This is a genomic window from Streptomyces sp. NPDC002276 (assembly GCF_053891435.1).
This window is the reverse complement of record NZ_JBSFCQ010000006.1, coordinates 1-25889: the sequence shown is the minus strand read 5'-3', so window position 1 is coordinate 25889 and position 25889 is coordinate 1. Positions and strand designations below refer to the sequence as shown.

Annotated in this window: 22 protein-coding genes, 2 pseudogenes and 1 riboswitch; of the genes and pseudogenes, 6 read left to right on the top strand and 18 right to left on the bottom strand. The window is 69.3% G+C overall.

Annotated elements, in window-relative coordinates; translation table 11 throughout:
• The first annotated feature begins 189 nt into the window (after window positions 1-189).
• Window positions 190-1986: an AMP-dependent synthetase/ligase gene (locus ACWIHT_RS16935; RefSeq protein WP_456168890.1), complete on the top strand. Its 1797-nt coding sequence runs from the start codon at window positions 190-192 to the stop codon at window positions 1984-1986.
• A gap of 13 nt (window positions 1987-1999) precedes the next feature.
• Here ACWIHT_RS16935 and ACWIHT_RS16930 read toward each other — a convergent pair whose 3' ends face one another.
• Both ACWIHT_RS16930 and ACWIHT_RS16925 read right to left on the bottom strand, forming a co-directional pair.
• Window positions 2000-3631, bottom strand: coding sequence for a GMC oxidoreductase (locus ACWIHT_RS16930; protein ID WP_456168888.1), 1632 nt, complete (start codon window positions 3629-3631; stop codon window positions 2000-2002).
• Window positions 3632-3663: 32 nt separating this feature from the next.
• A complete protein-coding gene (locus ACWIHT_RS16925) occupies window positions 3664-4818 on the bottom strand; it encodes a glycosyltransferase family 4 protein (RefSeq protein WP_456168886.1) in 1155 nt (384 codons plus the stop codon).
• Between the two features lie 148 nt (window positions 4819-4966).
• Here ACWIHT_RS16925 and ACWIHT_RS16920 point away from each other — a divergent pair, with 148 nt between their 5' ends.
• Window positions 4967-6202 (top strand): glycosyltransferase 87 family protein, encoded by a 1236-nt coding sequence (locus tag ACWIHT_RS16920; RefSeq protein ID WP_456169268.1) that lies wholly within the window; start codon window positions 4967-4969, stop codon window positions 6200-6202.
• Window positions 6203-6271: 69 nt separating this feature from the next.
• Here ACWIHT_RS16920 and ACWIHT_RS16915 read toward each other — a convergent pair.
• Together ACWIHT_RS16915 and ACWIHT_RS16910 are read right to left on the bottom strand one after the other, a co-directional pair.
• Window positions 6272-6997: pseudogene (locus ACWIHT_RS16915) on the bottom strand (MATE family efflux transporter); the annotation flags it as partial.
• Between the two features lie 552 nt (window positions 6998-7549).
• A pseudogene (locus ACWIHT_RS16910) lies at window positions 7550-8185 on the bottom strand (MATE family efflux transporter); the annotation flags it as partial.
• Window positions 8186-8314: 129 nt separating this feature from the next.
• Between ACWIHT_RS16910 and ACWIHT_RS16905 the strand changes: the two are divergent.
• A complete protein-coding gene (locus ACWIHT_RS16905; protein ID WP_456168884.1) occupies window positions 8315-8845 on the top strand; it encodes a PadR family transcriptional regulator in 531 nt (176 codons plus the stop codon).
• Here the strand turns inward: ACWIHT_RS16905 and ACWIHT_RS16900 are convergent.
• The 5 genes from ACWIHT_RS16900 to ACWIHT_RS16880 form a co-directional block, all read right to left on the bottom strand.
• Window positions 8833-10023 carry a hypothetical protein gene (locus tag ACWIHT_RS16900; protein ID WP_456168882.1) on the bottom strand — a complete coding sequence of 397 codons (1191 nt, stop codon included), beginning with the start codon at window positions 10021-10023 and terminating at the stop codon, window positions 8833-8835. The two genes, ACWIHT_RS16905 and ACWIHT_RS16900, sit on opposite strands and share 13 nt — an antisense overlap.
• A 30-nt stretch (window positions 10024-10053) precedes the next feature.
• On the bottom strand, window positions 10054-11076 hold the full coding sequence (locus ACWIHT_RS16895; RefSeq protein WP_456168880.1) for an NlpC/P60 family protein: 1023 nt from the start codon (window positions 11074-11076) through the stop codon (window positions 10054-10056).
• A 220-nt stretch (window positions 11077-11296) separates the two neighbouring features.
• Window positions 11297-12331 carry an NlpC/P60 family protein gene (locus ACWIHT_RS16890; RefSeq protein WP_456168878.1) on the bottom strand — a complete coding sequence of 345 codons (1035 nt, stop codon included), beginning with the start codon at window positions 12329-12331 and terminating at the stop codon, window positions 11297-11299.
• 238 nt (window positions 12332-12569) lie between these two features.
• Complete coding sequence (locus tag ACWIHT_RS16885) at window positions 12570-13913, bottom strand: NYN domain-containing protein (protein ID WP_456168876.1); 1344 nt, start codon at window positions 13911-13913, stop codon at window positions 12570-12572.
• Window positions 13914-13950: 37 nt separating this feature from the next.
• Window positions 13951-14190 (bottom strand): hypothetical protein, encoded by a 240-nt coding sequence (locus ACWIHT_RS16880; protein ID WP_019067815.1) that lies wholly within the window; start codon window positions 14188-14190, stop codon window positions 13951-13953.
• 161 nt (window positions 14191-14351) lie between these two features.
• Between ACWIHT_RS16880 and ACWIHT_RS16875 the strand changes: the two genes are divergently transcribed.
• Together ACWIHT_RS16875 and ACWIHT_RS16870 are read left to right on the top strand one after the other, a co-directional pair.
• The gene (locus tag ACWIHT_RS16875) at window positions 14352-15086 is read left to right on the top strand and encodes a rhomboid family intramembrane serine protease (RefSeq protein WP_456168874.1); all 735 of its coding nucleotides are present in this window, start codon (window positions 14352-14354) and stop codon (window positions 15084-15086) included.
• On the top strand, window positions 15083-15364 hold the full coding sequence (locus ACWIHT_RS16870) for an Lrp/AsnC family transcriptional regulator (RefSeq protein ID WP_019062383.1): 282 nt from the start codon (window positions 15083-15085) through the stop codon (window positions 15362-15364). Before ACWIHT_RS16875 ends, ACWIHT_RS16870 begins: the two co-directional genes overlap by 4 nt.
• 113 nt (window positions 15365-15477) lie before the next feature.
• Here the strand turns inward: ACWIHT_RS16870 and ACWIHT_RS16865 are convergent, their stop codons facing one another.
• The 6 genes from ACWIHT_RS16865 to ctaE all read right to left on the bottom strand — a co-directional run bounded on the left by ACWIHT_RS16865 (window position 15478) and on the right by ctaE (window position 22599).
• Window positions 15478-16839, bottom strand: a complete 1362-nt coding sequence (locus ACWIHT_RS16865; protein WP_456168872.1) for an aminotransferase class V-fold PLP-dependent enzyme — start codon at window positions 16837-16839, stop codon at window positions 15478-15480.
• Between the two features lie 167 nt (window positions 16840-17006).
• Window positions 17007-17123: riboswitch (SAM riboswitch) on the bottom strand.
• Between the two features lie 85 nt (window positions 17124-17208).
• Complete coding sequence (trpD, locus tag ACWIHT_RS16860) at window positions 17209-18273, bottom strand: anthranilate phosphoribosyltransferase (RefSeq protein ID WP_456168870.1); 1065 nt, start codon at window positions 18271-18273, stop codon at window positions 17209-17211.
• 135 nt (window positions 18274-18408) lie between these two features.
• Complete coding sequence (gene qcrB / locus ACWIHT_RS16855; RefSeq protein ID WP_456168868.1) at window positions 18409-20040, bottom strand: cytochrome bc1 complex cytochrome b subunit; 1632 nt, start codon at window positions 20038-20040, stop codon at window positions 18409-18411.
• A complete protein-coding gene (gene qcrA / locus ACWIHT_RS16850; protein WP_456168866.1) occupies window positions 20037-21092 on the bottom strand; it encodes a cytochrome bc1 complex Rieske iron-sulfur subunit in 1056 nt (351 codons plus the stop codon). The genes qcrB and qcrA overlap by 4 nt, the downstream gene beginning before the upstream one ends.
• Window positions 21089-21898 carry a cytochrome bc1 complex diheme cytochrome c subunit gene (gene qcrC, locus ACWIHT_RS16845; RefSeq protein ID WP_019067822.1) on the bottom strand — a complete coding sequence of 270 codons (810 nt, stop codon included), beginning with the start codon at window positions 21896-21898 and terminating at the stop codon, window positions 21089-21091. Before qcrC ends, qcrA begins: the two co-directional genes overlap by 4 nt.
• 80 nt (window positions 21899-21978) lie before the next feature.
• A complete protein-coding gene (gene ctaE, locus ACWIHT_RS16840; protein ID WP_019067823.1) occupies window positions 21979-22599 on the bottom strand; it encodes an aa3-type cytochrome oxidase subunit III in 621 nt (206 codons plus the stop codon).
• Window positions 22600-22756: 157 nt separating this feature from the next.
• On the opposite strand from ctaE, the gene ACWIHT_RS16835 reads away from it, so the two are divergent.
• Complete coding sequence (locus tag ACWIHT_RS16835) at window positions 22757-23158, top strand: hypothetical protein (protein ID WP_456168863.1); 402 nt, start codon at window positions 22757-22759, stop codon at window positions 23156-23158.
• Window positions 23159-23241: 83 nt separating this feature from the next.
• Here ACWIHT_RS16835 and ACWIHT_RS16830 read toward each other — a convergent pair whose 3' ends face one another.
• The 3 genes from ACWIHT_RS16830 to ACWIHT_RS16820 all read right to left on the bottom strand — a co-directional run.
• Entirely contained in the window at window positions 23242-24507 is a 1266-nt protein-coding gene (locus ACWIHT_RS16830; protein ID WP_456168861.1) for an Ig-like domain-containing protein, read from the bottom strand.
• A gap of 129 nt (window positions 24508-24636) precedes the next feature.
• Window positions 24637-25035 carry a cytochrome c oxidase subunit 4 gene (locus ACWIHT_RS16825; RefSeq protein WP_200711608.1) on the bottom strand — a complete coding sequence of 133 codons (399 nt, stop codon included), beginning with the start codon at window positions 25033-25035 and terminating at the stop codon, window positions 24637-24639.
• A partial coding sequence (locus ACWIHT_RS16820) for a cytochrome c oxidase subunit I (RefSeq protein ID WP_456168859.1) occupies window positions 25032-25889 on the bottom strand: 858 nt, incomplete at its 5' end. The genes ACWIHT_RS16825 and ACWIHT_RS16820, both read right to left, overlap by 4 nt.

Here is a 25889-nt window from a genome sequence, read left to right as displayed (position 1 = left end):
TCTGTGTGACGCAGCGAACATCTCGCCGGACCCCCCTGTCGTAGGAGCCATACCGGCGGGTAACGTCCGGGCAGTCCAGTCGTGCTCAGGATTTCAACCACCGGGTCCTGACGCACCTGCCCGAGCCTTGGACCGGACCGTCGCATCACACAACGTCGTGGCGCCGGCGCCCTATGAGGAGCAGCAGTCTTGCGCGAGTTCAGCCTTCCGGCTTTGTACGAGGTCCCTGCGGACGGCAACCTGACCGACATCGTCCGCAGAAACGCCGCGCAGCACCCAGATGTCGCCGTGATCGCCCGCAAAGCGAACGGCGGTTGGCAGGACGTGACCGCCACGGTCTTCCTCGCCGAGGTGCACGCCGCCGCCAAGGGGCTCATCGCCTCCGGTGTCCAGCCCGGCGACCGGGTCGGGCTGATGTCCCGCACGCGGTACGAGTGGACGCTGCTCGACTTCGCGATCTGGTCCGCGGGCGGGATCACCGTGCCGGTGTACGAGACCAGCTCGCCGGAGCAGGTGCAGTGGATCCTCAGCGACTCGGGTGCCACCGCGCTCGTCGTGGAGCAGGACGGGCACGCCGCCGCCGTCGAGTCGGTGCGGGACCGGCTGCCCGCGCTCAAGCACGTCTGGCAGATCGACGCGGGCGCGATCGACGAGCTGGGCCGTGCGGGCAAGGACGTCTCGGACGCGACCGTCGAGGAGCGCAGCTCGGCGGCGAAGGCCGACGACCCGGCGACCATCGTGTACACCTCGGGTACTACGGGTCGCCCCAAGGGCTGTGTGCTGACCCACCGCAGCTTCTTCGCGGAGTGCGGCAACATCGTGGAGCGGCTGCGCCCGCTGTTCCGTACCGGCGAGTGCTCGGTGCTGCTGTTCCTGCCGCTCGCGCACGTCTTCGGGCGGCTGGTGCAGATCGCGCCGATGATGGCGCCGATCAAGCTGGGCCTGGTCCCGGACATCAAGAACCTCACCGATGAACTCGCCTCGTTCCGGCCGACGTTGATCCTCGGTGTGCCGCGTGTCTTCGAGAAGGTCTACAACTCGGCGCGCGCCAAGGCGCAGGCGGACGGCAAGGGCAAGATCTTCGACAAGGCGGCCGACACCGCGATCGCGTACAGCCGCGCGCTGGACACGCCGTCGGGTCCGTCCCTCGGTCTGAAGATCAAGTACAAGACGTTCGACAAGCTCGTCTACAGCAAGCTGCGGGCCGTTCTCGGCGGGCGGGGTGAGTACGCGATCTCCGGCGGTGCGCCGCTGGGTGAGCGGCTCGGGCACTTCTTCCGGGGGATCGGGTTCACCGTCCTTGAGGGGTACGGGCTGACCGAGTCCTGTGCGGCTACGGCCTTCAACCCCTGGGACCGGACGAAGATCGGCACGGTCGGGCAGCCGCTGCCCGGCTCAGTCGTGCGCATCGCGGACGACGGCGAGGTGCTGCTGCACGGCGAGCACCTGTTCAAGGGCTACTGGAACAACGAGGCCGCCACGGCCGAGGCGCTGGCCGACGGCTGGTTCCACACCGGGGACATCGGCACCCTCGACGAGGACGGGTACCTCAGGATCACCGGCCGCAAGAAGGAGATCATCGTCACCGCGGGCGGCAAGAACGTCGCCCCGGCCGTGATCGAGGACCGCATCCGCGCGCACGCGCTGGTCGCGGAGTGCATGGTCGTCGGCGACGGGCGGCCCTTCGTGGGCGCGCTGATCACCATCGACGACGAGTTCCTGGGCCGCTGGGCGGCCGAGCACGGCAAGCCGGTGGGTTCCACCGCGGCGTCGCTGCGCGACGACCCGGATCTGGTGCGGGCGATCCAGGACGCCGTCGACGACGGCAACGCCGCGGTGTCGAAGGCGGAATCGGTGCGGAAGTTCCGCATTCTGTCCTCCCAGTTCACGGAGGAGTCGGGCCACCTGACGCCGTCCCTGAAGCTCAAGCGGAATGTGGTGGCGAGGGACTACGCGGACGAGATCGAGGCCATCTACCAGAAGTAGAAGGCGAGTTGGGTCAGGTGTCCTCGGCGAGGACCCGTTCCATCGTGCGCTCGGCGAGCGCGGTGATGGTGACGAACGGGTTCACGCCGATGTTGCCGGGCACCAGCGAACCGTCCGTGATGTACAGCTTCGAATACCCCTTCACCCGGCCGTAGTTGTCGGTCGCCTTGCCCAACACGCAGCCGCCCAGCGGGTGGTAGCAGAAGTCGTCCGCGAAGACCTTGCTGGGTGTGCCGAACAGGTCGGAGCGGTAGACCGTCGCGTTGGCCGAGTTGATCCGGTCGAACAGCTTCTTGGCCATGGCGACCGAGACCGCGCTCTGGGCCGCGGTCCAGCCCAGTTTCACCGTGCCGCTCGCCGAGTCGTAGGTGAACGAGGCCCGTTGGGGGTTCTTGGTGATCGCCAGATAGAGGCTCACCCAGGTCTCGAACCCGATGGGCAGCGGGGCGATCTCCGCGAAGACCGGGTTGTCGGTGTTGGACCAGTCGTCGATGCCCATGACCGGCATGGTCGCCTGGTTGGCTCCGGTGGTGTCCCAGATGTGGTTGGCGCGGCCCACCATGGTGTTGCCGTTGGGCCCCCAGCCCGCCCCGACCGTGGCATCCAGCGCGGGCAGGGTGCCGGTGTCCCGGGCGCGGACGAGGAGTTCGGTGGTGCCGAGGCTGCCGCCGCCGAGGAACAGATAGGTGCAGCTGTACTGCTTGGTCTCGACGACCGCGCCGGTGTTGTCGATCCGGTCGACGGTCAGCTGGTACGACCCGTCGCTCGCCCGCGTGACGGCCCGCACCTTCTCCAGGGTGTGGATGGTGACCTTGCCGGTGCCGAGCGCGGAGGCGAGATAGGTCTTGTCGAGGCTCTTCTTGCCGTAGTTGTTGCCGTAGATGACCTCCTGGGCGAGCGCGGACTTGGTGGCGGTGCCGGCCGCCTCCTGCTGCATGTAGCCGAAGTCGTAGACGTTGGGCACGAAGGTGGTCGTCAGGCCGGTGTTCGTGGCGGCCTTCCGCGAGGTGCGGGTGAACTGGTACCACTCGGTCGACTCGAACCACGTCGGGTCGACGGTGTTGACGCCGAGCATGGTGCGAGCGCGCGGGAAGTACGTGTTGTACATCGCGGTGGCGTCCACGGTGGGGAACTGCTCGGTGAAGTACGACTGGCGCGGGGTGACCGCCATACCCCCGTTGACCAGCGAGCCCCCGCCGACACCGCGTCCCACGTACACGGACATGGCGTCGTAGTGCACACGGTCCAGGACGCCCGGGTACAGGGGGATGTCCTTGTTGACGACGTCCAGCCAGAGGAAGCTCGCGAGCGGGGCCTCGGTGCGGGTCTTGAACCACATCGAACGCTGGTCCGGGTTGGCGGTGTTGCAGAAGATCTTGCCGTCGGAGCCGGGTGTGTTCCAGAGCCTGCCCATCTCCAGGACGAGGGTGGTGATGCCGGCCTGGCCCAGGCGGAGGGCGGCGACCGCGCCGCCGTAGCCGGAGCCGACGACGATCGCGGGCGCTGTTTCTACGGCCGCGGGTTCGACGGCCTGGGCCGACTGGAGGCCGATTCGGGTGAGACCGGCCGCCGCGGCGGTCTGGAGGGCGACCATGCCCAGTATTTGACGTCTCGTCAGCTGATGCTGCGTCAGTTTTGCTGTCATGCGCGCAGCATCTGCGGATTATCCGGTTCCGCCTAGTCCCCGGTGTGCAACAAGGTCTTCAATTTCTCCGCGAGTAGATCCCAGCGCCACTTCTCCTCGACCCAACTCCGGCCCCGTTCCCCCATGTTGCGGCGCAGCTCCGGGTCCCCGAGCAGCGCGACGATCCGGTCGGCGGCCTCCTCCGGGGACCCACCGCGCACCACCCACCCGGTCTCGCCGTCGAGCACCGCGTCGGGCGCGCCGCCGGAGTCACCGGCGACGACGGGCAGCCCGGTGGCCGACGCCTCCAGGTAGACGATGCCGAGCCCTTCGACGTCGAGCCCGCCGCGCCGGGTCCGGCACGGCATCGCGAAGACGTCACCGGCGCCGTAGTGCGCGGGCAGTTCGGCCCAGGGCACGGCCCCCGTGAACCGCACGGAGTCGCTCACACCCGTCTCCCGGACCAACCGCCGCAGATCCTTCTCGTACGGCCCGCCGCCCACGATCAGCAGGACGGCGTCGGGCTGCCGGGCCAGGATGCGCGGCATGGCGAGGATCAGCGTGTCCTGCCCCTTGCGCGGGACGAGCCGCGAGACACACACGACGACGGGCCGCTCGGTGAGCCCGAGCCGCTCCCGCACCTCGGCACCACCCGACCCCGGATGGAAGACCTTCTCGTCGACGCCGGGCGGGAGTTGGACCATCCGGGCCGCCGCCTCCGGACTCAGCGCGGCGGCGATCCGCGACCGCGTGTACTCCCCGAGGTAGGTGATGGTGTCCGTCGACTCCCCGATCCTGCCCAGGAGTTGACGCGAGGCGGGCAACTGCGCCCACCCGGCCTCGTGCCCGTGAGTCGTGGCGACGATCCGCTCGGCACCGGCCTTCCGCAGCGCGGGTGCCATCAGCCCGAGCGGCGCCGCCGCCCCGAACCACACCGCCGTACACCCGTGTTCACGCAGCAGCCCGACGGCCGTGCGGGTCGCGGCGGGCGTCGGCAGCAGCATGGTCGTGGAGTCCCGTACGACCTTGAAGGGCTGCTCGGCGTCGAAGGCGGCGGTCGCCTCGGCGCCCTCCCGGCCGCGCTTCCAGGTCGAGGCGTAGACGACGAGCCGTTCTGGATCGAGGCGCAGCGCCATGTTGTGCAGGAAGGCCTGGATGCCCCCGGGCCGGGGCGGAAAGTCATTGGTCACGATCAGGGTCTTGCGCACGCGGCCGACCTTACCCGGGCGGGCCCGGGGAGGGTTCACAGCTCGGCACGGCCGCGCTTCATGGCCATCGCACAGCCGCTCGGGAGAACATATGGCCCTCACCAGGCAGGCACGGCGCGGCACGGCACGGCACGGAACAGGGGCTCAGGTGGAGATCGCGGGCGCGAGACGGCGGCTGGCAGTGCTGCTGGGGACCTGGGGCCTGACCCGGATCGTTCTGCTGCTGTTCGTCTTCAAGGTGTTCGTGTTCCCCGGCCCGGACGTCACCAGCGATGTGTCGGTGATCTACCAGGGCTGGTACGAGACCCTGCGGCACGGCAGCTTCCCGCTGGACGACGTCACCTGGCAGTACCCGCCCGCCGCCGCCCTCCCGATCCTCTCCCCCGCCCTGCTGGGCTTCCTCGACTACGCGTCGGCGTTCTTCGTCCTCGCCTGCCTGGCCGACCTGGCGGTCCTGGCACTCCTGCTCTACACCGGCCTGCGCCCGGGCCGGACGCTCCGCGGTGCCTGGGTGTGGGTGGCGGGCGTCCCGCTGCTGGGCCCGACCGTGTACGCGCGCTACGACGTGATGGTGACCGCGGTCGCCGTGGCCGCGCTGCTCGCCGGCGCCCGGCATCCGCGCGTGATGGGCGCGCTGGTGGGCTTCGGCGCCCTGCTGAAGGTGTGGCCCGCGCTGCTCCTGCTGGGCGCGGTCAAGCGCCGGGCGTGGGGAGCGGCGGCGGTGACCGTGGTCGTGGTCGCCTCCGTCTTCGCGGTGTCGATGCCGGGCGCGTTCGCGTTCCTGACCTTCCAGCGCGCGCGGGGCACGGAGGTGGAGTCGCTGGGCTCCCTGGTCTTCCACGTGGCCCGGCACTTCGGCTGGCAGGGCCAAGTGCTCCTGAACTACGGCTCGGTCGAGTTCGTCGGCCCCTACGTCAACTGGGTCAGCACCGCCGCCCTCGGCCTCACCGCGGTCGCCTTCGGCTGGCTCATGCTGTGGCGTCTGATGGCGGCCCGTTTCCTCCCGCACACCCTCGCGGACGCGGCCTTCGTGGCGGTGCTGATGTTCACGGTCACCAGCCGGGTCATCAGCCCCCAGTACGTCGTCTGGCTGATCGGCCTCGCTGCCGTCTGTTCCTGCTTCCGCGCCAGCCGTATGAAACTCCCGGTCGGCCTGGTCCTGGCGGCGGCCTTCGTGACGGTCCTGGAGTTCCCCATCTGGTTCGCCGACGTGGTCGCCAGCGACAACCTCGGCATCGTCCTCCTGCTCCTCCGCAACGGCCTGCTGGTCGCGGCGGCACTCACCGCCGCCCGCGAACTGTGGCGGGCCTCGGTCACCTGGGCGGACGTACCACCACTCCCGAATCAGGCGACGCGCTCGAAGGCGGCCTCGACCTCGTCCTGACGGGGGGGGCACGTCCTGCCGGTCACGGAGCGGGCGACACGCGCTCCCCCGCCTCATCGCCCGCCGAGGTCACGTGCTCCCCCGCCGTGCAGCCGCACGCGCCGCCCCGTGCTCGTCGGCGTCGACGGGGCGCCGTTCCTTCCCGGCAGCCCCGTCCGCCGGGAAGGCCCCCGCCCGTCGGAACAGCACCGCCACCACCGCGCACTGCACGCCCATCGAGAGCGCCATCGCCAGGCACACACCGGGCAGCCCGAGCCCCGACAGGCCGTACGCCAGCGGGAGTTGGACCACCGTGCCGAGCACGGTGACCCGGAGCAGCGCCGGTGCTCCCCCACTGCCCTCGAAGACCCCGCCGAGCGCGATGAAGCAGGCCATCAGCAGCAGATAGGGGCCGACGCAACGCAGGAACAGGGCGCCCTGGTGGGCGACTTGAGGCCCGGTGCCGAAGGCGGCCATGATCCAGGGAGCGGTGCCGCAGAGCAGGACGGCCGCGACCGCACCGACCGTGCCGGACACGAACATGGCCTGCCGTCCGATCTCCCGCCGCGCGTCCTTGCCCGTCCCCCGCAGATGCGCGGTGTGGATGGAAGCGGCCTGCCGCACGGAGTAGAAGGCCATCGTCGCGACGTACAGGACCTTGTAGCCGATGGCGTACGCGGCCACCGCCGTCACCCCCAGCCGCGCCACGATCGCGACCAGCACCAGCGCGCCGCCCTGCCGCACGGTGAAGTCGACGGACATGGGCAGACCGGTGGTGAAGGTCCGGCGGAGGGCGGCGGAGAGGGGGTCGGCGGGCGCCGGCTCTCCGGGCGCCTGCTCTCCGGGCATCGGCTCTGCGGGGGCGGGTTGAGCGGGCGCGGGCTGAGCTGATGCGGGCCCACCAGGCATGGGCCGACCGGGCGTGGGCTGGGCAGATGCGGACTCGGCGGGTGCGGGGCGAGCGAGAACCGCCTCCGGAGGGCCGGGCACGACAGCAACGGACTCGCCCGAAGCCGCATCGACGGAAGCGGACACAGCGGATGCGGACCCGGCGGATGCGGGGTGGGCGAATGCGGGCCGGGTGAGGACGGCCTCCGCAGAACCGGGCTCGACAGCAACGGACCCACCGCAAGCCCCTTCGGCGGAAGCGGACTCGGCGGCAGATGCGGGCCAGGCGAAGACAGCCTCCGCAGGACCGGGCCCGGAAGCAACGGACCCACCGGAAGCCGCATCGGCGGAAGCGGGCCGGAGGCAAACAGCCTCCGCAGGACCTGGCCCGTCGACGGTGGACTCGTCGGACTCCGGTTCGGCGGGTGCGGGCTCTTCAGAGGCGGGTTCGGCGGGAGGGCACACCGCGAGGACGGTGCTCGCCCGCAACACCGCGTTGCGACGCAGCGCGCGCAGTCCCACCCCCAGCGCCAGCACCCGGCACAGCACGGTCGAGGCGGCGGCGCCCCGGACGCCGTAGAGGTGGATGAGGAACGGGTCGCAGACCAGGATCAGGCCGTTGGCCAGGAGGGCCAGGCGCATCGGGGTCCTCGTGTCGCCGGTGCCCTTGAGGATGCCGTCGACGAGTTGCTGGACGTAGAAGACGGCGATGCCCGGCAGGGAGATCGTGAAGTAGGCGACCGTGAGCGGGAGTTCGGGGCCGGTGCCGCCGAGGAGCAGGCGGGACAGCGGGGCGCGGAGCAGGAAGCCGGCCGCCACGACCGCCGGGGTGACCAGTGCGCACAGGGCCCAGCCGCCGCGGACCGCGGAGCGCAGCGCGGCCGGGTCGCGGGCTCCCCTCGCGTGGGCGACCAGCACGGTCGTACCGGAGGCGAAGACCAGGGCGATGCCCAGCAGCACGTTCTCGGTACTGGTCGCGACGGCCACCGCGGCGACGGCCGGGCCGCCGAGCCGGGCGACCCAGACGGTGTTGATGATCCCGGCCGCGACGGAGGCGAGGAGCGAGAGATAGACGGGGTGGGCGAGCGATATGAGCTGCTTGCGGTGACTGTTCACAGCGACTGGACCCCTCGATGCGAGCTACCGAGCTACCGAGCTACCGGACTATCGACCCATCGGGCTACCTCTAATCGAGGTAGCACGATTAGAGGTACCATGACCTCATCCCGCCCGCAAGGAGGACACATGCTGGAGCTCTCGATCCTGGGTTTCCTCGCCGAACAGCCGCTCCACGGCTATGAGTTGAAGGAGCGGATCAAGGCGCTCAGCGGTCACGTCCGCCCGGTCAGCGACGGCGCGCTCTACCCGGCGATCACCCGCCTGGTCACCGCGGGCAAGCTCGACCAGCGCACGGAGGACGGCACGAGCGCGGCCCCGCGCCGGGTCCTGTCCCTCACCGGGACGGGCCGCGCGGACCTCCTGGAACGCCTCCGCCACCCCAAACAGACCGACATCACCGACCACGTCCGCTTCAACACGGTCCTGGCCTTCCTACGGCACCTGCCGGACCGGGAGGAACAGGCGGACGTACTGCGCCGTCGGCTGGAGTTCTTGCGCACCCCCGCGAGTTTCTTCTACCGGGACGGCGAACCCGTACGGGCCGAGGAGGCCCAAGACCTGTTCCGGCAGGGCATGTTGAGGGTCGCGCGGGCGACCGGCGCGGCCGAGCGTGAGTGGCTCACCGAGGCCATCACCCAACTGGATCAGGCGAGTTGAGTCTTGAGGTAGTCCCGCCACTGCGCGGTGAAGTCGTCCAGGCTCACTCCGAGGACCTTCTTCATCGCGTCCTCCACCGCACCGGCCCGCTTCTTGTGGGCGCCAACGGCCCGGTAGAACCTGCCCAGTTGGGCCGTACCCCACCGTTCCTCGATCATCCGGCAGGCCAGCCAGCCGCCCTCGTAGGCCTGCGCCAGTTCACCGGCCTCGCTGCTGAAGCCGAAGTCCTTGTCGGTGGGGAGTGCGGCCGGGACGCGGCCGTCCTCGACCGCGCGGTACAGCTCGGGCGCGGCCTGGGTGGGGGTGCGGCCGGTGCCGCGGTAGCCGATCCAGTCGGCGTAGCCCTCCGAGAGCCAGAGGGGGGTGGCGGGGGTGGTGTGGGCGCGGGTGGCCACGTGGGTCGTCTCGTGGGTGAGCACGACCTGCTTGCCGACCGAGCCCAGCAGGGCGTACGCGTCCGGGTTGACGATGATCCGGTCGGCCGGGGCGTCGCCGGAACCGCCCGCCTCCCCCGTCGTCACCGCGGCGATGCCCCGGTAGGACGCGGCGGGTGCGCCCAGGAGGCCCGCCATGCCGTCCAGGGAGCCGGGGACGAGCACGACGACGTGCCGGGTCCAGTCGGTGCCCCAGGCGCCCGACACGGCCGGTACGGCGTGGTCGGCGAGCGTGCGGTACTCGCGCAGACCGGCCGCTGACTGCCCGACCCCCATCACGAGACTGTGCGCGCCCTTGACGACGCTCACCTTCCCCTGGTCCCACAGCTGCTGGCCCGACTTCTTCGCGGGCTTGTCCGAGTCGACGTACCACTGCCCGTCCGCGGTGAGGCGGAGCGTGAGCGCCCGGCCGACGGTGACGGGTGAGGTGTCGTAGCCCCGGACGCGGTAACTGAGGTCGGCGTCGGCGGTCGCGGTGGCGCCGGAGCGGTGCAGCGAGGTCAGCCGGTAGGACCAGGACGCCAGCGGTACGGCGCTCAGGTTCTCGTAGGCGGTGCGTGCGCCGGTCCGGGTGTACGCCGTCTCGTCGTGGTGCAGGACGGCCGCGGACTGCCGGTCCAGCAGGCGCTGCACCGCCGTCCTCGCGCTGTCCGGCACCGGCTGCCCGCCGCACGCCACCAGCGAGCCGAACAGCAGACACAGCGCGAGCACTCCGGAGCGCGACGCCCGCCTACGACCAGTCACTTCCCGATCGTACGACCCTTTCGCGCCGGTTCAGACCCTCGTGACCGACGAGACCGGCATCATGCCGACCGGGTCGTAGCGCACCGGCGCGCCGGGGTAGGGGGCGTGGATGACCTGGCCGTTGCCCACGTACATCGCGACATGGCTGGCGTCCGAGCGGTAGACGACCAGATCGCCGGGCTGCGCCTGGGAGAGCGGGATCTGGTGGCCGGCGTAGCGCTGTTCCTGCGAGGTGCGCGGGAGGTGGACGCCCGCCCGGGCGTACGACCACTGCATCAGACCGGAGCAGTCGAAGCCGCCGGGGCCGGTGGCGCCCCAGACGTAGGGCTTGCCGAGGGCGGACTGGGCGGCGGCCACGGCGGCGGCCGCGCGGCCCGAGGACGGGACGCCGGCGCCGAGGTCGGGGATGTCCACGCGGGAAGAGCGGGAGGCCCGGTCGAAGGCGGCGCGGTCGGCGAGCGGCATCCCGTTGAGGATCTGCCGGGCCTTGGCGAGCTTGCCCTCGACGGTCTTCTTGTGACCGGCGACGGCCTTGCGGCTGCGCTCCAGTTCGGCGAGGTGCCCGGAGGCCTCGCTGCGCTCCTGCGCGAGTTCGCGCATGGCGTCCTGGAGGTCCTTGAGCTCGCCCGCCTGCTCGGTGGTGATGCGGTCGAGGACGGAGGCCTTGTCGAGGTAGTCGGCCGGGTCGTCGGAGAACAGCAGCGCGACGGTGGGGTCGATGCCGCCGGAGCGGTACTGGGCGCCGGCGAGTGAACCCAGCGCGTCCCGCATGGTGTTGATGCGCTGCTGCTGCCGGGCGATCCGGTCCTGGGCGTCGCTCACCTGCCGGTGCAACTGCGCGGCGCGCTCGTCGGCCTTGTCGTAGGCCTGGGTCGCCGTCTCGGCCTCCTGGTAGAGCCGGTCCACCTCGGCCCGGGCGTCGTCGTGCGGCGCGGCCACGGCGGAGCCGGCCGGAAGGGCGCCGAGTGCCGCGGCGGCAGCGGACATCACACAGACCGCGGCACTGGCGCCTCGGTCGAACCCGGACGGTGCTTGGCGACGACGGGATCCCACGGGAAGCCGCACTCCTTCCGCTGGCGGACACGGACCGCTCCCCCGATGCGGGGAAACGCGCCAGACAGTAGCTCCGCGAAGGGGTGCGGGCCAAAGACCTCCACGGCCACACAACGTGACGCCCCGCCTATGACGCAGGTCATGGGCGGGGCGCGGGGTCAGCCTGGAGTGTCGCAATTCGCCCGTTCGGGCGGTCCGGAACGACCGGATACGGACCGGATCAGATCCGGACGCCGAACTGGAAGGGCATGTTGCCGATCGACTCGTAGCGCACGACGGCGCCGGTGTGCGGGGCGTGCAGCACCTGGCCGTTGCCCGCGTACAGGCCGACGTGGTGGTAGTCGCCGTAGAAGATGACCAGATCGCCGACCTTGAGGTCGCTCTCGCTGGTGATGCGGGTGCCGGCGTTGGCCTGCGCCTCCGACGTGCGGGGTATGGAGACGCCCGCCTGTGCGTAGGCCCAGGAGGTGAGGCCGGAGCAGTCGAAGGAGGAGGGGCCGGAGGCGCCGTAGACGTACGGGGAGCCGAGGACCGACTGGGCGGCGGCGAAGGCCGCGGCGGCACGGCTGGAGGCGGAACCGGTGTTGCCGAGGTTCACGCGGGAGGTGGAACGGCTGGCCGCGTTGGCCTGGTCCTGGGCGAGGGACGCCTTCTCCGCCGCCGTCAGGGTGTTGAGGATCTTCTGGGCCGAGGCCAGCTTCGCCTTGACCTCGTCCTTCTTCTTCTTGAGCTCGGTGCGGGTGGCGGAGAGGTCCTTGAGCTTGGTGCTCGCCTCCGCGCGCTCCTGGGCGAGTTCGCGCTGCTTGCTCTGGATCTTCGTGAGCGCCTCGACCTGCTGAGCGCTCAACTGGTCCATGGTGGACGCCTTGTCGAGGTAGTCGCTCGGGTCCGAGGACAGGAACAGCTGGATCGACGGGTCGATGCCGCCGGTGCGGTACTGGGCGCTGGCCATCGTGCCGAGGCCGTCCCGGAGCTTGTTGAGCTCCTCCTGACCGCGGGCCACGTTGTCCTGGATGGTGGAGATCTCCTTCTGGAGCTTCTCCTGCTTCTCCTGGGCCCCGTCGAGCTTCTCGGTGGCCTGCTCGGCCTGCTCGTAGAGGGCGTCGACCTTCGCCTTGACCTCGTCCTTGCTGGGCTTCTCGCTCGGCGCGGCATTGGCTGCCTGAGCGCTGAAGGCAACGGCGGCTGCGGCTGCGGTGGTCAGCACAGTCACACGCGTGCGGCTCGGCTGCTTCGGTCGACGATGGGACGCCACGGAGTCGAGCTCCTTCTATTGAGTGATCACCCGTTCGGAGGTTCGAGGCACGACCCTAGTGACGTTCCTGTGATCAGTTCAAATCCTCACACGAAAAAATGCCGTCACTCAAAGCATTCTTTGCACATAACCAACATGCAGTGATGGTCGATTGACGCTACGTTGCGTGACGGTTCGGTCAATTCCGGCATTAAACCTGTACGTTGACCTTCACGACAGTTGCTTCACGACAGTTGCTTCACGACAGTCGTTTGAGGAGTACCGCAGAAGCGACGGGCCGCGCGCCCGCCTTCGCGATGCCGTCGGCCACCTCACGGTCGGTCGAGGCGACGATGACCGGCCTCCCCGGCGGCTCCGCGCGCACCAGCTGGCGGATCAACTCGTCGGCGGTGACGCCCGGTTTGGAGAACAGCACCCGCACTCCGCGCGGCGGCGCGAGCAGCACCGGCGCGACCAGCTCGGCCCCGTCGAAGACACAGGTGACCTCGGCGCCGGTCTGCGCGGCCAGCTGCGAGAGCTGCCCGAGCAGCCTCAACCGCTGCTTCTCCAGGGGCATTTGGGGATAGCCGGTCTTGGTGACGTTGTAGCCGTCGACGACCAGGTGCGCCTGCGGCAGCGCGAGCAACTGGTCCAGGATCGCGGGGTCGTTCTCGGACAACGCCCGCGCCGCGATGTCTTTCGGGGTCATTCGTCCCGGTTCGACCGCGTCGACGGTCTCGGCGGGCCGTACGGAGACGGGCGGCAGCGCCAGTTCGCGGCGCAGTCCCTGGGCCGCCTCCAGCACGGTGTCGAGCAGCAGCCGTACCCGCATGTCCTCGACGCTGCGCCCCTCCCGGGCCGCCTTGCGGGTGGCCTCCAGGGCCGCCTCCGCCTCGGCGAGCCGGGCCTTGAGCCGCCGGCTCTCGCTCTCGGCCGCGGACACCTGGGTCTGGCCCTCCGCGCGCGCGGTGTCCGTCTCGGCCCGCAGCTTGCGCAGGGCGGCCTCGCCGCGCTTGATGTCGCTGTGCGCGGACCGCAGCTTGCGGTGAAGCGATTCCGCTTCCTTCTTCGCCACGTCCAGCTCGGTGCGCAGCCGCTCGGTCTCGGACCGGGTCGCGTCCCGCGCCTGCGCCAACTCCTCGCGCAGCCGCTCCAGTTCGGCCCGGCTCTCCTCGTCGGCGCGCTCGGCGTCGGCGCGCAGCGCCTCCTCGCCGGCGGCGGTCACCAGCTTCACCCAGCCGGTGGGGCGCAGAACATAGGCCGCGGCCGCCACGTCGAGCGGATCCGCGGCCGGGGGCGGCGAGCCGGAGTCGAGGGCGCCGGTCAGTTCCGGCTGGGTCTCTCTCAGCTTCTCCCCGATACGCTGCCGGAACAGCGGATCGGACTCCAGCGCGGCGGCCATGGCGTTGCCGGCGAACTTGGCGCGCCGGTTGGGGGCGAAGCGGGCGTACTGTCGTAGCTGCGCGGGCAGTTCGGCGACGGTGAGGCCGCCGAAGCCGTCCGACACGATCTGTACGACTCTCCTCCGCACGCCGTCGGGCAGCGGACGGTCGAGCACCTCGGCGGCGCCGTCGCCCGGCCCCCCGCCTGAGTTCTCCACCATCCCTCACACCCCTATACGTGTGCGGGGCCGCTCCCTCTCAGGAGCCGGCACCCGGCCTGTCCACGAGTTCCACCTGATCCACGGCGTTGCACCAGCGGCAGCGCACCGACTCGATGGTCTCACTGACCACCTCGCGCTCCTCCACCTTCGGCTCACCCGCCAGGTCCAGGTGGAGGTACTCCACGACCTTCGACGAACGCGTCACGTCGAAGCGCGTGAGGTTGCCGCAGAGGGTGCAGCGCCACCGCGTCGAGGCGGTCGGCAGGGGTACCGTCATCGTGGCTTTCCGCTTCCTTCTTGTTCCAGTTTCCGTGATCGCCGGTTTGCCCGGCGAGTGTGGCTCGTAACCCTACGGCCTGGCGGGTACTCGCCGCTCGGTCGTCCACAGCGGCGAGGCACCACGCCCCGGTACATCCCCTTACGTCATGCTCTGTGTCCATGATCAGCAACTGGGGCCCGGCGCTCGTCAGGACGTTCCGCGGCACCTCGACGCCCATGACATACGCCCTGATCGGCCTGTGCTGCCTGATCTTCGTCCTCGGCCCGACCTCGGGTTTCGTCCCGTCCTACGGCACGGGGGACGCGCTGCTCGCCGCCCAGCGCGCGTACTTCCACCGCTGGGGCGTGGTACCGGCCGACCTGTTCGCGAGCCCGGCGCGAGAGGCGCTGACCCCGGTCACCGCCCTTTTCATCCACGGCAGCTGGATCCATCTCCTCGGCAACATGCTCTTCCTCTACGTCTTCGGAGCGATGACCGAGGAGCGGCTGGGCCGAGTCGAGTTCACCCTGTTCTATCTGGCCTGCGGTTATCTGGCGCTGCTGGGCTACGCGCTGGCCAACGCCGACTCCGCGCAGTCCCTCGTCGGCGCGTCCGGGGCGATCTCGGCGGTCCTCGGTGCGTTCCTGTACCTGTTCCCCCGGGCCCGCGTGACGAGCCTCCTCCCCTTCCTCTTCTTCCTGCCGCTGCGCTTCCCCGCGTGGGTCGTCCTGCCCTTCTGGGCCGCCCTCCAGTGGCTGGCGGCGGGCCAGGCCGCACAGGGACCGGGGGTGGCGTACCTGGCCCACCTGGTCGGCTTCACCCTGGGCTTCGGTTACGCGTGGGTCAGATTCGGCCGTACGACTAGAGTGAGGGCCGCCCCAGCAACGGTCCCCGAGGGAGAGAACCAGCCGTGATCACCGCGATCGTCCTCATCAAGACCAGCGTGGACCGGATTCCGGAGATCGCCGAGTCGATCGCCGCGCTCGAATCCGTGAGCGAGGTCTTCTCCGTCACCGGTACGTACGACTTGATCGCGATGGTGCGGGTGCGACAGCACGAGGACCTGGCCGAGGTGATTCCCGGCCGGATCAGCAAGATCCCGGGCGTCGAGGGCACGGACACACACGTGGCGTTCCGGACGTACTCACAGCACGACCTTGAGGCCGCGTTCGCCATTGGGCTGGATTCTTGAGGTTGGGCGCCTAGTGGGGTGGGGGGCGCGGATCGTTTGCGACTGACGGCCGTGTGTGGCTGGTCGCGCAGTTCCCCGCGCCCCCGGGGCGACTCGCCCCAAGCCTGTTTACATCACACCGCCGGGACGCAACGGCCACCCTCTGTGCGGTAGTTCCACTTCGCGCCGTCGGTCACCAGTTCCCGTACCGCCGTCACGAAGCGCTCCACGTGCTCGTCCGGAGTGCCCGCGCCGAAGCTCACTCGGATCGCGTTGAGGGACTTTTCACCCGGGGCGGCCTCGGGGGCGCCGCACTCGCCCTGGGTCTGGGGGTCGCTGCCCAGGAGGGTGCGGACCAGGGGGTGGGCGCAGAAGAGGCCGTCGCGGACGCCGATGCCGTACTCGGCGGAGAGGGCGGCCGCGAAGTGCGAGCTGTTCCAGCCGTCGACGACGAAGGAGATGACGCCCACGCGCGGGGCGTCGTCGCCGAAGAGGGACAGGACCTTGACCTGGGGGATCGCCGCCAGGCCCGCGCGGACCTCGGCGATCAGGTGCTGCTCGCGGGCCACCAGCGTGTCGAAGCCCGCCTCCGTCAGCGCCTTGCAGGCCGACGCGATGGAGTAGGCGCCGATGACGTTCGGGGAGCCGGCCTCGTGGCGGGCGGCGCTGTCGTGCCACTCCACGTCAACTCCCCCGTCCTCGCGCCGAGTTACCTTGCGGCTGGCGCCGCCGCCCGCGAGGTAGGGGTCGGCCGCCTGGAGCCAGTCGGCGCGGCCGGCGAGGACTCCGGAGCCGAACGGGGCGTAGAGCTTGTGGCCGGAGAAGGCGATCCAGTCGACGTCGAGGTCCTGGACGGACACCGGGTGGTGCGGGGCGAGTTGGGCGGCGTCGAGGACGATCCGGGCGCCGTGGGCGTGAGCGGCGGCCGCCAACTCCCGTACCGGCCACAGTTCGCCGGTGACGTTCGAGGCGCCGGTGACGCAGACCAGGGCCGGGCCGTAAGGGTCGCGGGCGGCGAGGGCCTGCTCCAGGGTCTCGACGGCCTGGGCCGGGGTGCGCGGGGCGTTGAGGTAGGTGACCCGGGCGTCCTTCCAGGGGAGGAGGGACGCGTGGTGCTCGGTCTCGAAGACGAAGACCTGGCAGTCGGCCGGGAGGGCGGCGGCGAGGAGGTTGAGGGAGTCCGTGGTGGAGCGGGTGAAAATCAGCTGGTCGTCGGGGCGGCAGTCGAGGAACTCCTCGACCGTCTTGCGCGCGTTCTCGAAGAGGTCCGTCGAGAGTTGCGAGAGGTAGCCGGCGCCTCGGTGGACGCTGCCGTAGTACGGGGCGTAGGCCGCCACGTCGTCCCAGACGCGCTGGAGGGCGGGGGCGCTGGCCGCGTAGTCGAGCGCCGCGTAGGTGACCTCGCCGCCCGTGACGAGCGGGACGGTGACATCCCGTCCGAGAACGGGCAGCTGGGCACAAAGCGTCGTAGCGGCGGCCGTGGTGGAGACAGACATGGCGAACTCCTGTGAGAGGCAAGGCGGTTCCGCCGCGCGAGCGGGACATGGCTCAAGCACGGAGGGGGGTGAAAGGGGGTGTGCGGAGGCGGGGCTCGACGCCCTATCGCATTCGCTTGCTCACAGAGGGCTCCCTCGATGACCAGGACCCCTGGTGTCTTTCGAGGGGCCCGCGCTTGCCGCAGACCTCGCTGCCTACGGCCTGGTCTTCACCCGGGGCACCCCGCCACGGACGGAGGGTTGCCGGACAGTCGGCCGGGGCCTCATGACTGTCACTCATGACCTGGTCAAAAAACTTACGTGAAGTGATCGTCGTCCCGCAACCCGTGTCCGGATCGCGGGACGACGACCGCTGTACCGCTGTACCGGCTACGCGTTGGTCGCCGCCGCCCAGCGCTCCAGAGTGCGCTTGGCCGCCCCCGAGTCGATCGACTCCGCCGCCTTCTCCATCCCGACGCGGATCCGGTCCACCAACGGCCCGTCCCCCCGCTCCAGCGCCACCAGGGCGGCCGCCGAGTTCAGGAGTACGGCGTCCCGTACGGGGCCCGGCTCGCCGTCCAGGATGCGGCGGGCGACGCCCGCGTTGTAGTCGGGGTCGGCGCCGCGCAGGGCCTCGACGGGGACGAGTTCGAGGCCTACGTCCCGGGGGTCGAAGGACTCCTCGGTGACCTTGCCGTCGCGGACGATCCACACCCGGGAGGTCGCCGTGGTCGTCAGCTCGTCGAGGCCGTCGTCACCGCGGAACACCAGCGCGGAGGAGCCGCGTTCGGCGAGCACGCCCGCGATGAGCCCGGCCATGCGGGTGTCGAAGCAGCCGACCGCCGACGAGGTGACCTTCGCCGGGTTGGTGAGCGGGCCGAGGAGGTTGAACGCGGTCGGGATCCCCAGCGCCCCCCGGACCGCGCCGACGAACCGCATCGACGGGTGGAACTTGGCCGCGAAGCAGAAGGTGATCCCGGCCTCCGCCGCCACCCGCGCCACCTGCTCGGTCGGCAGGTTCAGATTGATGCCGAGCTTCTCCAGCACGTCGGAGGAGCCGCTCGCCGAGGACGCGGCCCGGTTGCCGTGCTTGACGACCTTCGCACCCGTACCGGCGATCACGATCGCGGACATCGTCGAGATGTTGACCGTCTTCGCCCGGTCGCCGCCCGTACCGACGATGTCGACGGCGGGACCCGGGATGTCCAGCGGCTTCGCGTGGGCGTACATCGTCTCGACGAGACCGGTGATCTCCTCGACCGTCTCGCCCTTGGCCCGCAGCGCCACCAGGAAGCCCGCGATCTGCGCGTCCGCGGCCTCACCGCTCATGATGCGGTCCATCGCCCACGCCGTGTCGGCGGTGCTCAGGTCCTGTCCGGCCAGCAGCGCGCTCAGTACGTCGGGCCAGGAACGGGCCGCCGCGGTGTCGCCTCCAGCGGGGGTCACAGCGCTCATACGGCCGCTCCTGAGTGTCGTACTTCAAATAATGGTGTGTGTTCGGCCCACCCTATCCAGCTCACGGCACGGCAAAGGGCCCCGTCCGGTGTTCGGACGGGGCCCTTCGACCGCGGCGTGGCGACGCCTCAGCGATCAGTGGTGGCCGTGGCCGCTCGTGATCTCCTTGTACTCCTCGACAGTGGGCTTGGCGATCTGGGACTCCTCGCCGTAGTACGCCTCGCTCAGCTTGGCGCGCAGCTTCTCGGAGCCCTTGACCTTGCGCTCGACACCGTTCTCGTCGACGGTCGCGCCGATCGCGGCCGGCACGTACTGCTCGTGCGCGGTGAGCGTGTGCAGCGCGTCCTGGCTGAGCGGCTCGTGGATCTCGACGAACTCACCGTGCGGCAGGCGCTTGATGATGCCCGACTCGCGGCCGTGCAGCACCTTGTCCTTGTCGCGGCGCTGGAGGCCGAGGCAGACCCGCTTGGTGGCGATGAAGACGAGCACCGGCACCACGAAGAAGCCGACGCGCACAGCCCAGGTGATCGTGTTGATCGACAGGTGGAAGTGCGTGGCCCAGATGTCGTTGCCGCCACCGACGAGCAGGACGAAGTACCACGAGATCCACGCGGCACCGAAGGCCGTACGGGTCGGGACGTTGCGCGGGCGGTCCAGGATGTGGTGCTCGCTCTTGTCGCCGGTGACCCAGGACTCGATGAACGGGTAGACCGCGATCGCGACCAGGACCAGCGGGAAGATGATCAGCGGGATGAACACGCCCAGGACGAGCGTGTGACCCCAGAAGTTGATCTCCCAGCCGGGCATGAAGCGGATCAGGCCTTCGGAGAAGCCCATGTACCAGTCGGGCTGGGCGCCCGTGGACACCATGTCCGGACGGTACGGGCCCATGGCCCAGATCGGGTTGATCGAGGCGATCGCCGCGACGGCCGCGATGACACCGAAGACCAGGAAGAAGAAGCCTCCGGCCTTGGCCATGTAGACCGGCAGCAGCGGCATGCCGACGACGTTGTTGTTCGTCTTTCCGGGGCCCGCGAACTGCGTGTGCTTGTGGTAGAAGACCAGGATCAGGTGGCCGACCACCAGGCCGAGCATGATGCCCGGCAGCAGCAGGATGTGGATCGAGTAGAACCGCGCGACGAAGTCGCCGCCCGGGAACTCGCCGCCGAAGAGGAAGAACGACAGGTACGTGCCGACGATCGGCACGGACAGGACCGCGCCCTCCATGAAGCGGACACCGGTGCCGGAGAGCAGGTCGTCCGGGAGCGAGTAACCGGTGAAGCCGGTGAACATGCCCAGGACGAACAGCAGGAAGCCGAACAGCCAGTTGACCTCACGCGGCTTGCGGAACGCACCCGTGAAGAACACGCGCATCATGTGCACGAACATGGCGGCGAGGAAGATCAGCGCCGCCCAGTGGTGGATCTGACGGATCAGCAGACCACCGCGCACATCGAAGGAGATGTGCATCGTCGAGTTGAACGCCTCCGACATCAGCTGCCCCTGGAGCGGGACATAGCTGCCGTGGTACGTCACCTCGTTCATCGACGGGTGGAAGAACAGCGTCAGATACACACCCGTGAGGATGATGATGATGAAGCTGTAGAGGCAGACCTCGCCCAGCATGAACGACCAGTGGTCGGGGAAGATCTTGCGCATGTTGGACTTGGCCAGGGAGTAGATCCCCAGGCGTCCGTCCGCCCAGTCGGCGATCTTCTCGCCGGCCGGTGCTTTGTCGCGCCGCTCATTGGTCTCGTTGGTGCTCATCCGCGCTCCCAGAATGCAGGACCGACGGGCTCCTCGAAGTCGCCGAGCGCTTCGAGGTAACCCTCGTCGCTCACGCCGATGCGCAGCTGCGGCAGGGCGTGACCGGCCGGGCCGAAGATCACTCGGGCACCGTCGGAGAGGTCGAAGGTGGACTGGTGGCACGGGCACAGCACGTGGTGCGTCTGCTGCTCGTACAGGGAGATCGGGCAGCCCACGTGGGTGCAGATCTTCGAGAAGGCGACGATGCCCTCGTGCGCCCACTCCAGCTCGCGCTTGTCCTTGATGTTCTCCGGCTGGAGCCGGACGATCATCAGCGCCGCCTTGGCGATCTCGGTCTGGAACTCCTCGTCGGTCTCCTCCAGGCCCTCGGGCTTGGCGAAGGTGAGCGAGCCGACGGCCACGTCCGAGGGACGCAGCGGCAGGTTCGTGTTCATGTTGACGAGCAGCTTGCCCTTGGACCAGATGGTGTGGCGGAGCTTCGTCCCCGGCAGCGGGCCCAGGTCGCGCAGCAGCATGACGCCGGAGAGCGGGAACAGGGCCAGCGCGCCGAACATCGTGTTGCGAATCAGCTTGCGACGGCCGAGCGCGGACTCCTTGGCACCCTCCTTGAAGTCGGCCAGAACCTTGGCCTTGACCTCGGGGGGCGCCTCGATCGCGTGCCGCTCGTCGGCGATCTCCACGTCGGACATCAGGGTGCGGGCCCAGTGGACCGCGCCCGCGCCGATGGTGAAGAGCGCCGTACCGAGGGTCAGACCCAACGCGAAGTTGAGCGCGTTGATGTGACCGATCGGGAAGACGAAGATCGCCTTGTTGTGCGGGATGCCCACGTACGAGGCGATGAAGCCGACGGTGGCGAGCATCGAGACCGTGAACAGGAAGGCGACGACGCGCTCGGACCGCTTGGCGGCCCGCTCGTCGATGTCCTGGACACGGTGCTCGTGCGGCGGCAGTCCCGGGTCGGCGAACGGGTTCTGCTCGTCCGCGACCGACACCGCGCCGTGCGCGTCCTGCTCAGCGGGCAGGTTCTCTTCTGGAATGTCTTGGCTACTCATGACTTCTTGGCCTTTGCGGTCCGAGCGGCGACCCAGACGGCTACCGCGATCAGCGCGCCCAGACCGAAGATCCAGGCGAAGAGACCCTCACTGACCGGACCGAGACCGCCCAGCTCAAGACCGCCGGGGCTCTCGGTGTTGTCGCCGTTGACCGCGTTGAGGTACGCGATGATGTCCTTCTTGTTCTTCGACGACAGCGTGGTGTCGGGGAAGGAAGGCATGTTCTGCGGGCCGGTCTGCATGGCCTCGTAGATGTGCTTCGGGGCAACGCCTTCGAGGCTCGGCGCGAACTTGCCGTGCGTCAGCGCGCCGCCCTTGCCGGTGAAGTTGTGGCACTGGGCGCAGTTGGTGCGGAACAGCTCGCCGCCCTTGGCGATGTCCGACCCTTCCGGCCCGTACTCGTTCTTCGTCGGGATGACCGGACCGGCGCCCAACGAGGCGATGTACGCCGCGAGTTGGTCGATCTCGGCCTGGGAGTAGATGACCTTCTTGGCCGGGATCTGAGCGCCCGGCTGCTGGGCCGGCATACGGCCGGTGCCCACCTGGAAGTCGACCGCCGCGGCGCCGACACCCACGAGGCTCGGCCCGTCGGAGGAGCCCTGACCGCCGGTGCCGTGGCAGCTGGCGCAACCGACGGCGAAGAGCTTCTTGCCCTCGTCGATGGAGAGGGACTGAGCCGACTCGTCGGCCTGCGCCTTGCTCGCGGGCGCGAGCAGGCTGAACGCCCCTCCGGCTGCCGCCAGCGCGAGGAGTAGTACGACGACCGCCGCCAGCGGATGGCGTCGTCGTGTGGAGAGCTTTTTCACGGATTACCCCGGTGTCAGGATCTTCTGCGTCGATGCTTCTGGAATGTGCGCTTCTTGGCCGCGCGCGGGATCGGGCCCGACTACTTGATCAAGTAGATCGTGGCGAAGAGGCCGATCCAGACGACATCGACGAAGTGCCAGTAGTAGGACACGACGATGGCCGCGGTCGCCTGTTCGTGGGTGAACCTCTTCGCCGCGTAGGTGCGGCCGAGAACGAACAGGAAGGCGATGAGGCCACCCGTCACGTGCATGCCGTGGAAGCCGGTGGTCAGGTAGAACACCGAGCCGTACGGGTCGGAGGACAGCGACAGGCCGTCCTTCTTCACCAGCTCCGTGTACTCGAAGATCTGACCGCCGATGAAGATCGCACCCATCACGAACGTGATGATGAACCAGCCCCTGAGCTTCTTCACGTCCCCGCGCTCGGCGGCGAAGACGCCGAGCTGGCAGGTGAGGGAGGAGAGCACCAGGATCGTGGTGTTGGTCGCGGAGAACGGAAGGTTGAGATGGCTCGCCATCTCCTTCCAGTGATCCGGACCGGTCACCGATCGCAGGGTGAAGTACATCGCGAAGAGGGCCGCGAAGAACATCAGCTCGGAACTCAGCCAGATGATGGTTCCGACGCTGGTGAGGTTCGGCCGGTTGACCGACGGGTGCGCGTGCCCGGTTTCTACTGTCGTTGCTGTCGCCACGACCGACATTATGTCGGTCGCTTATCCCGCCCTCACTCCGGGGGGTGCCGTTCGGAGTGTCCGCAGCGTGTGTACTGCCCGTATGGCCCATCGCAGGGGTGTTCCAACAGGTGTTGACGGGGTGTTCAAGGGAGTAGCATCCGCGCAACGGACCTTGGGAGGAAGAATGCAGCCGACCGCCACGGTGCTGGTCTACAGCGATGACTCCAACACCCGCGAGCAAGTCCGGCTGGCCGCGGGGCGCCGGCCGGCTCCGGACGCGCCGTTGGTCGAGTTCCTGGAGTGCGCGACGCCCGCGGCGGCCTTGAAGGAGCTGGACCGGGGTGGGATCGACGTCTGTGTCTTCGACGGGGAGTCCGTGCCGATGGGTGGCATGGGGCTGTGCCGTCAGGTGAAGGACGAGATCTTCAACTGCCCGCCTGTGCTTGTCCTCATCGGGCGGCCTCAGGACGCGTGGCTCGCCACGTGGAGCCGGGCGGACGCGGCTGTGACGTTGCCTGTCGACCCTGTTGAGTTCGCCTCTGCTCTGGCGTCTCTCTTGCGTGAGAAGCGGGCTTTGAGCGCCTAGTAGCTCGGGGCGGCCCGCAGTTTCGCGGCTGCGGGCCGGTTGTGGTTGCTCGCGCAGTTCCCCGCGCCCCTTTGGGGCGCTTCTCACACGGACTCAGGACGGAGCCGTGCCGCGTCCTCAGGCCTGGGACCGTCAGGGGTCCCCCCTACGAGTGCGCTGCCGCCCCGCCACTTCTTCCAGCCGACGTTCCAGTCGCCGAAGCCGTTGCCGAAGGGCTCCATGTCGTCGCCGTTGGAGTTGACGACCTTGACCACGTCGCCCTCGTGGATGGTGTCGAAGAACCACTCGGCGTTGCTGGTGCTCATGCCCGTGCAGCCGTGGCTGACGTTCTCGGAGCCCTGGGAGCCCACGGACCAGGGGGCCGCGTGGACGTACTCGCCGCTCCAGGTGACGCGGGTGGCGTAGTACACGGGGAGGTCGTACGAGTCCGAGGAGCCCTCGGAGATGCCGACGGTGGTACCGCGCATCCGTACGAAGTACTCCTTGCCCAGTACGACCTTGACGCCGTTTCGGGTCTCGAAGCCGGGCTTGCCGGTGGTGACGGGGATCTCGTTGATCTCCTCGCCGTTCCTGTAGACCGTCATCTCGTGGGACGCGGCGTCCGTCACGGCGACGATCTTGTCGCCCGTGCTGAGCTTGAGCCCCTTCGAGGCGCCGCCCCAGAGGCGGTCGCTGATCTTCACGCCGTCGAGGTCGCTGTGGACCTGGATGGTGGCGTGGGCGGGCCAGTACTCCTTGGGGCGGTAGTGGAGTTCCTTGTCGTCCACCCAGTGCCAGGCGCCCTCCACGGCGGGCACGGAGTCCACCCTGAGGGCGCGTTCCACGACGGCCCGCTGCGCCTTGTCCTTGACGGGCATGTTCAGTTCGGCGGTGACGGGCTGGCCGACGCCGTAGGTGCCCGCGTCCGGACCGAACTTCACGGTCAGGCTCTTCTTGGTGGTGGGCCTGGTGGTGTCGAAGGTGAGGACCTTGCGGCCGGGGGCGCCGTCCTCGTCCTCCGTGCTCACCCGCACCGTGTAGTGGGCGTTGGCGGCCAGCGGGGAGGTGCTGCGCCAGCGGGTGCCGTCGGCGTTGAGTTCGCCCGTGACGTAGCGCCCCGTGGCGTCCGTGGCCGTGACGTCCGTGATCCGTCCGTCGTCCTCGGAGGTGGTGACCTCCAGGGGCTTGTCGGGGTCGGCCTTCTTGCCCTTGCCGGACGGGCCGTTGAAGGAGATCTGCCCCGCCGCGTCGTACGGCTCGGCCGACAGCGGGTTGCCGCCGTCCGAGCCGCAGGCGGTGAAGCCCGCGCCGAGGGAGATCACCAGCACGGTGCAGCTGACGACGGTGCGGATGCGCGGAGAGTGGTTCATGAGCCGAGGCTATGAAGGTTCGTCAGCGGCGGCGCGTTGGGTCACTCGGACGAGGGACCGGGGCTGCGGCAAAAGCACGAGCCCGGACCTCCTGACGGAGTGTCCGGGCTCGGGTGCGTTCCGCGTGTGCTACTGCGTGCGGTTCTCACCGCGGTAGTACTCGAAGACCCAGCCGAACAGGCCGAGCACGATGAGCGGCGCCGAGAAGTACAGCAGCCACCAGCCGATGGCCACGCCGAGGAAGGCCAGCGCGCCACCGATGCCGAGGGCGAGGGGCTGCCAGCTGTGCGGGCTGAAGAAGCCCACCTCGCCGGCCTCGTCCGCGACGTCGGCCTCCTTGTTGTCCTGCGCCAGCGTGTCGACCCGCCGGGCCGTGAAGCCCAGGTAGAAGCCGATCATGACGCAGAGGCCGAAGGCCATGAAGAGGGCCGTGGTACCGGCCGCCTCCTTGGACCAGAGGCCGTAGACAACCGCCATGGCGAGCACGAAGGCGCTCAGCCACATGAACATCCAGCCCTGGACCTTCACTTGCCCGCCTCCTTGCCGCCGGCGAGGGCCTTGTCAGCGTGGTGCGCGTTCTCCAGCTGGTCGAGAGCCGCGATCTCCGGGTGGTGCAGGTCGAACGCCGGGGATTCGCTGCGGATGCGGGGCAGGGTGAGGAAGTTGTGCCGCGGCGGCGGGCAGGACGTCGCCCATTCGAGCGAACGGCCGTAGCCCCACGGGTCGTCGACCTCGACCTTCTTGCCGTACTTGGCCGTCTTCCAGACGTTGTAGAGGAACGGCAGGATCGACAGGCCGAGCAGGAAGGAGCTGATCGTCGAGATCGTGTTCAGGGCGGTGAAGCCGTCGGCCGCGAGATAGTCCGCGTAACGACGGGGCATGCCCTCGGCGCCCAGCCAGTGCTGGACCAGGAAGGTGCCGTGGAAGCCGATGAACAGCGTCCAGAAGGTGATCTTGCCGAGGCGCTCGTCCAGCATCTTGCCGGTCATCTTCGGCCACCAGAAGTGGAAGCCGGAGAACATCGCGAACACGACCGTGCCGAACACCACGTAGTGGAAGTGCGCGACCACGAAGTACGAGTCCGAGACGTGGAAGTCCATCGGCGGCGAGGCCAGGATGACACCGGTCAGACCACCGAAGGTGAAGGTGATCAGGAAGCCGGTGGCCCAGAGCATCGGGGTCTCGAACGACAAGGACCCCTTCCACATCGTTCCGATCCAGTTGAAGAACTTCACGCCCGTCGGTACGGCGATGAGGAACGTCATGAAGGAGAAGAACGGCAGCAGCACTCCGCCGGTGACGTACATGTGGTGGGCCCACACCGTCACGGACAGGCCGGCGATGGAGATGGTCGCGGCGACCAGGCCCATGTAGCCGAACAT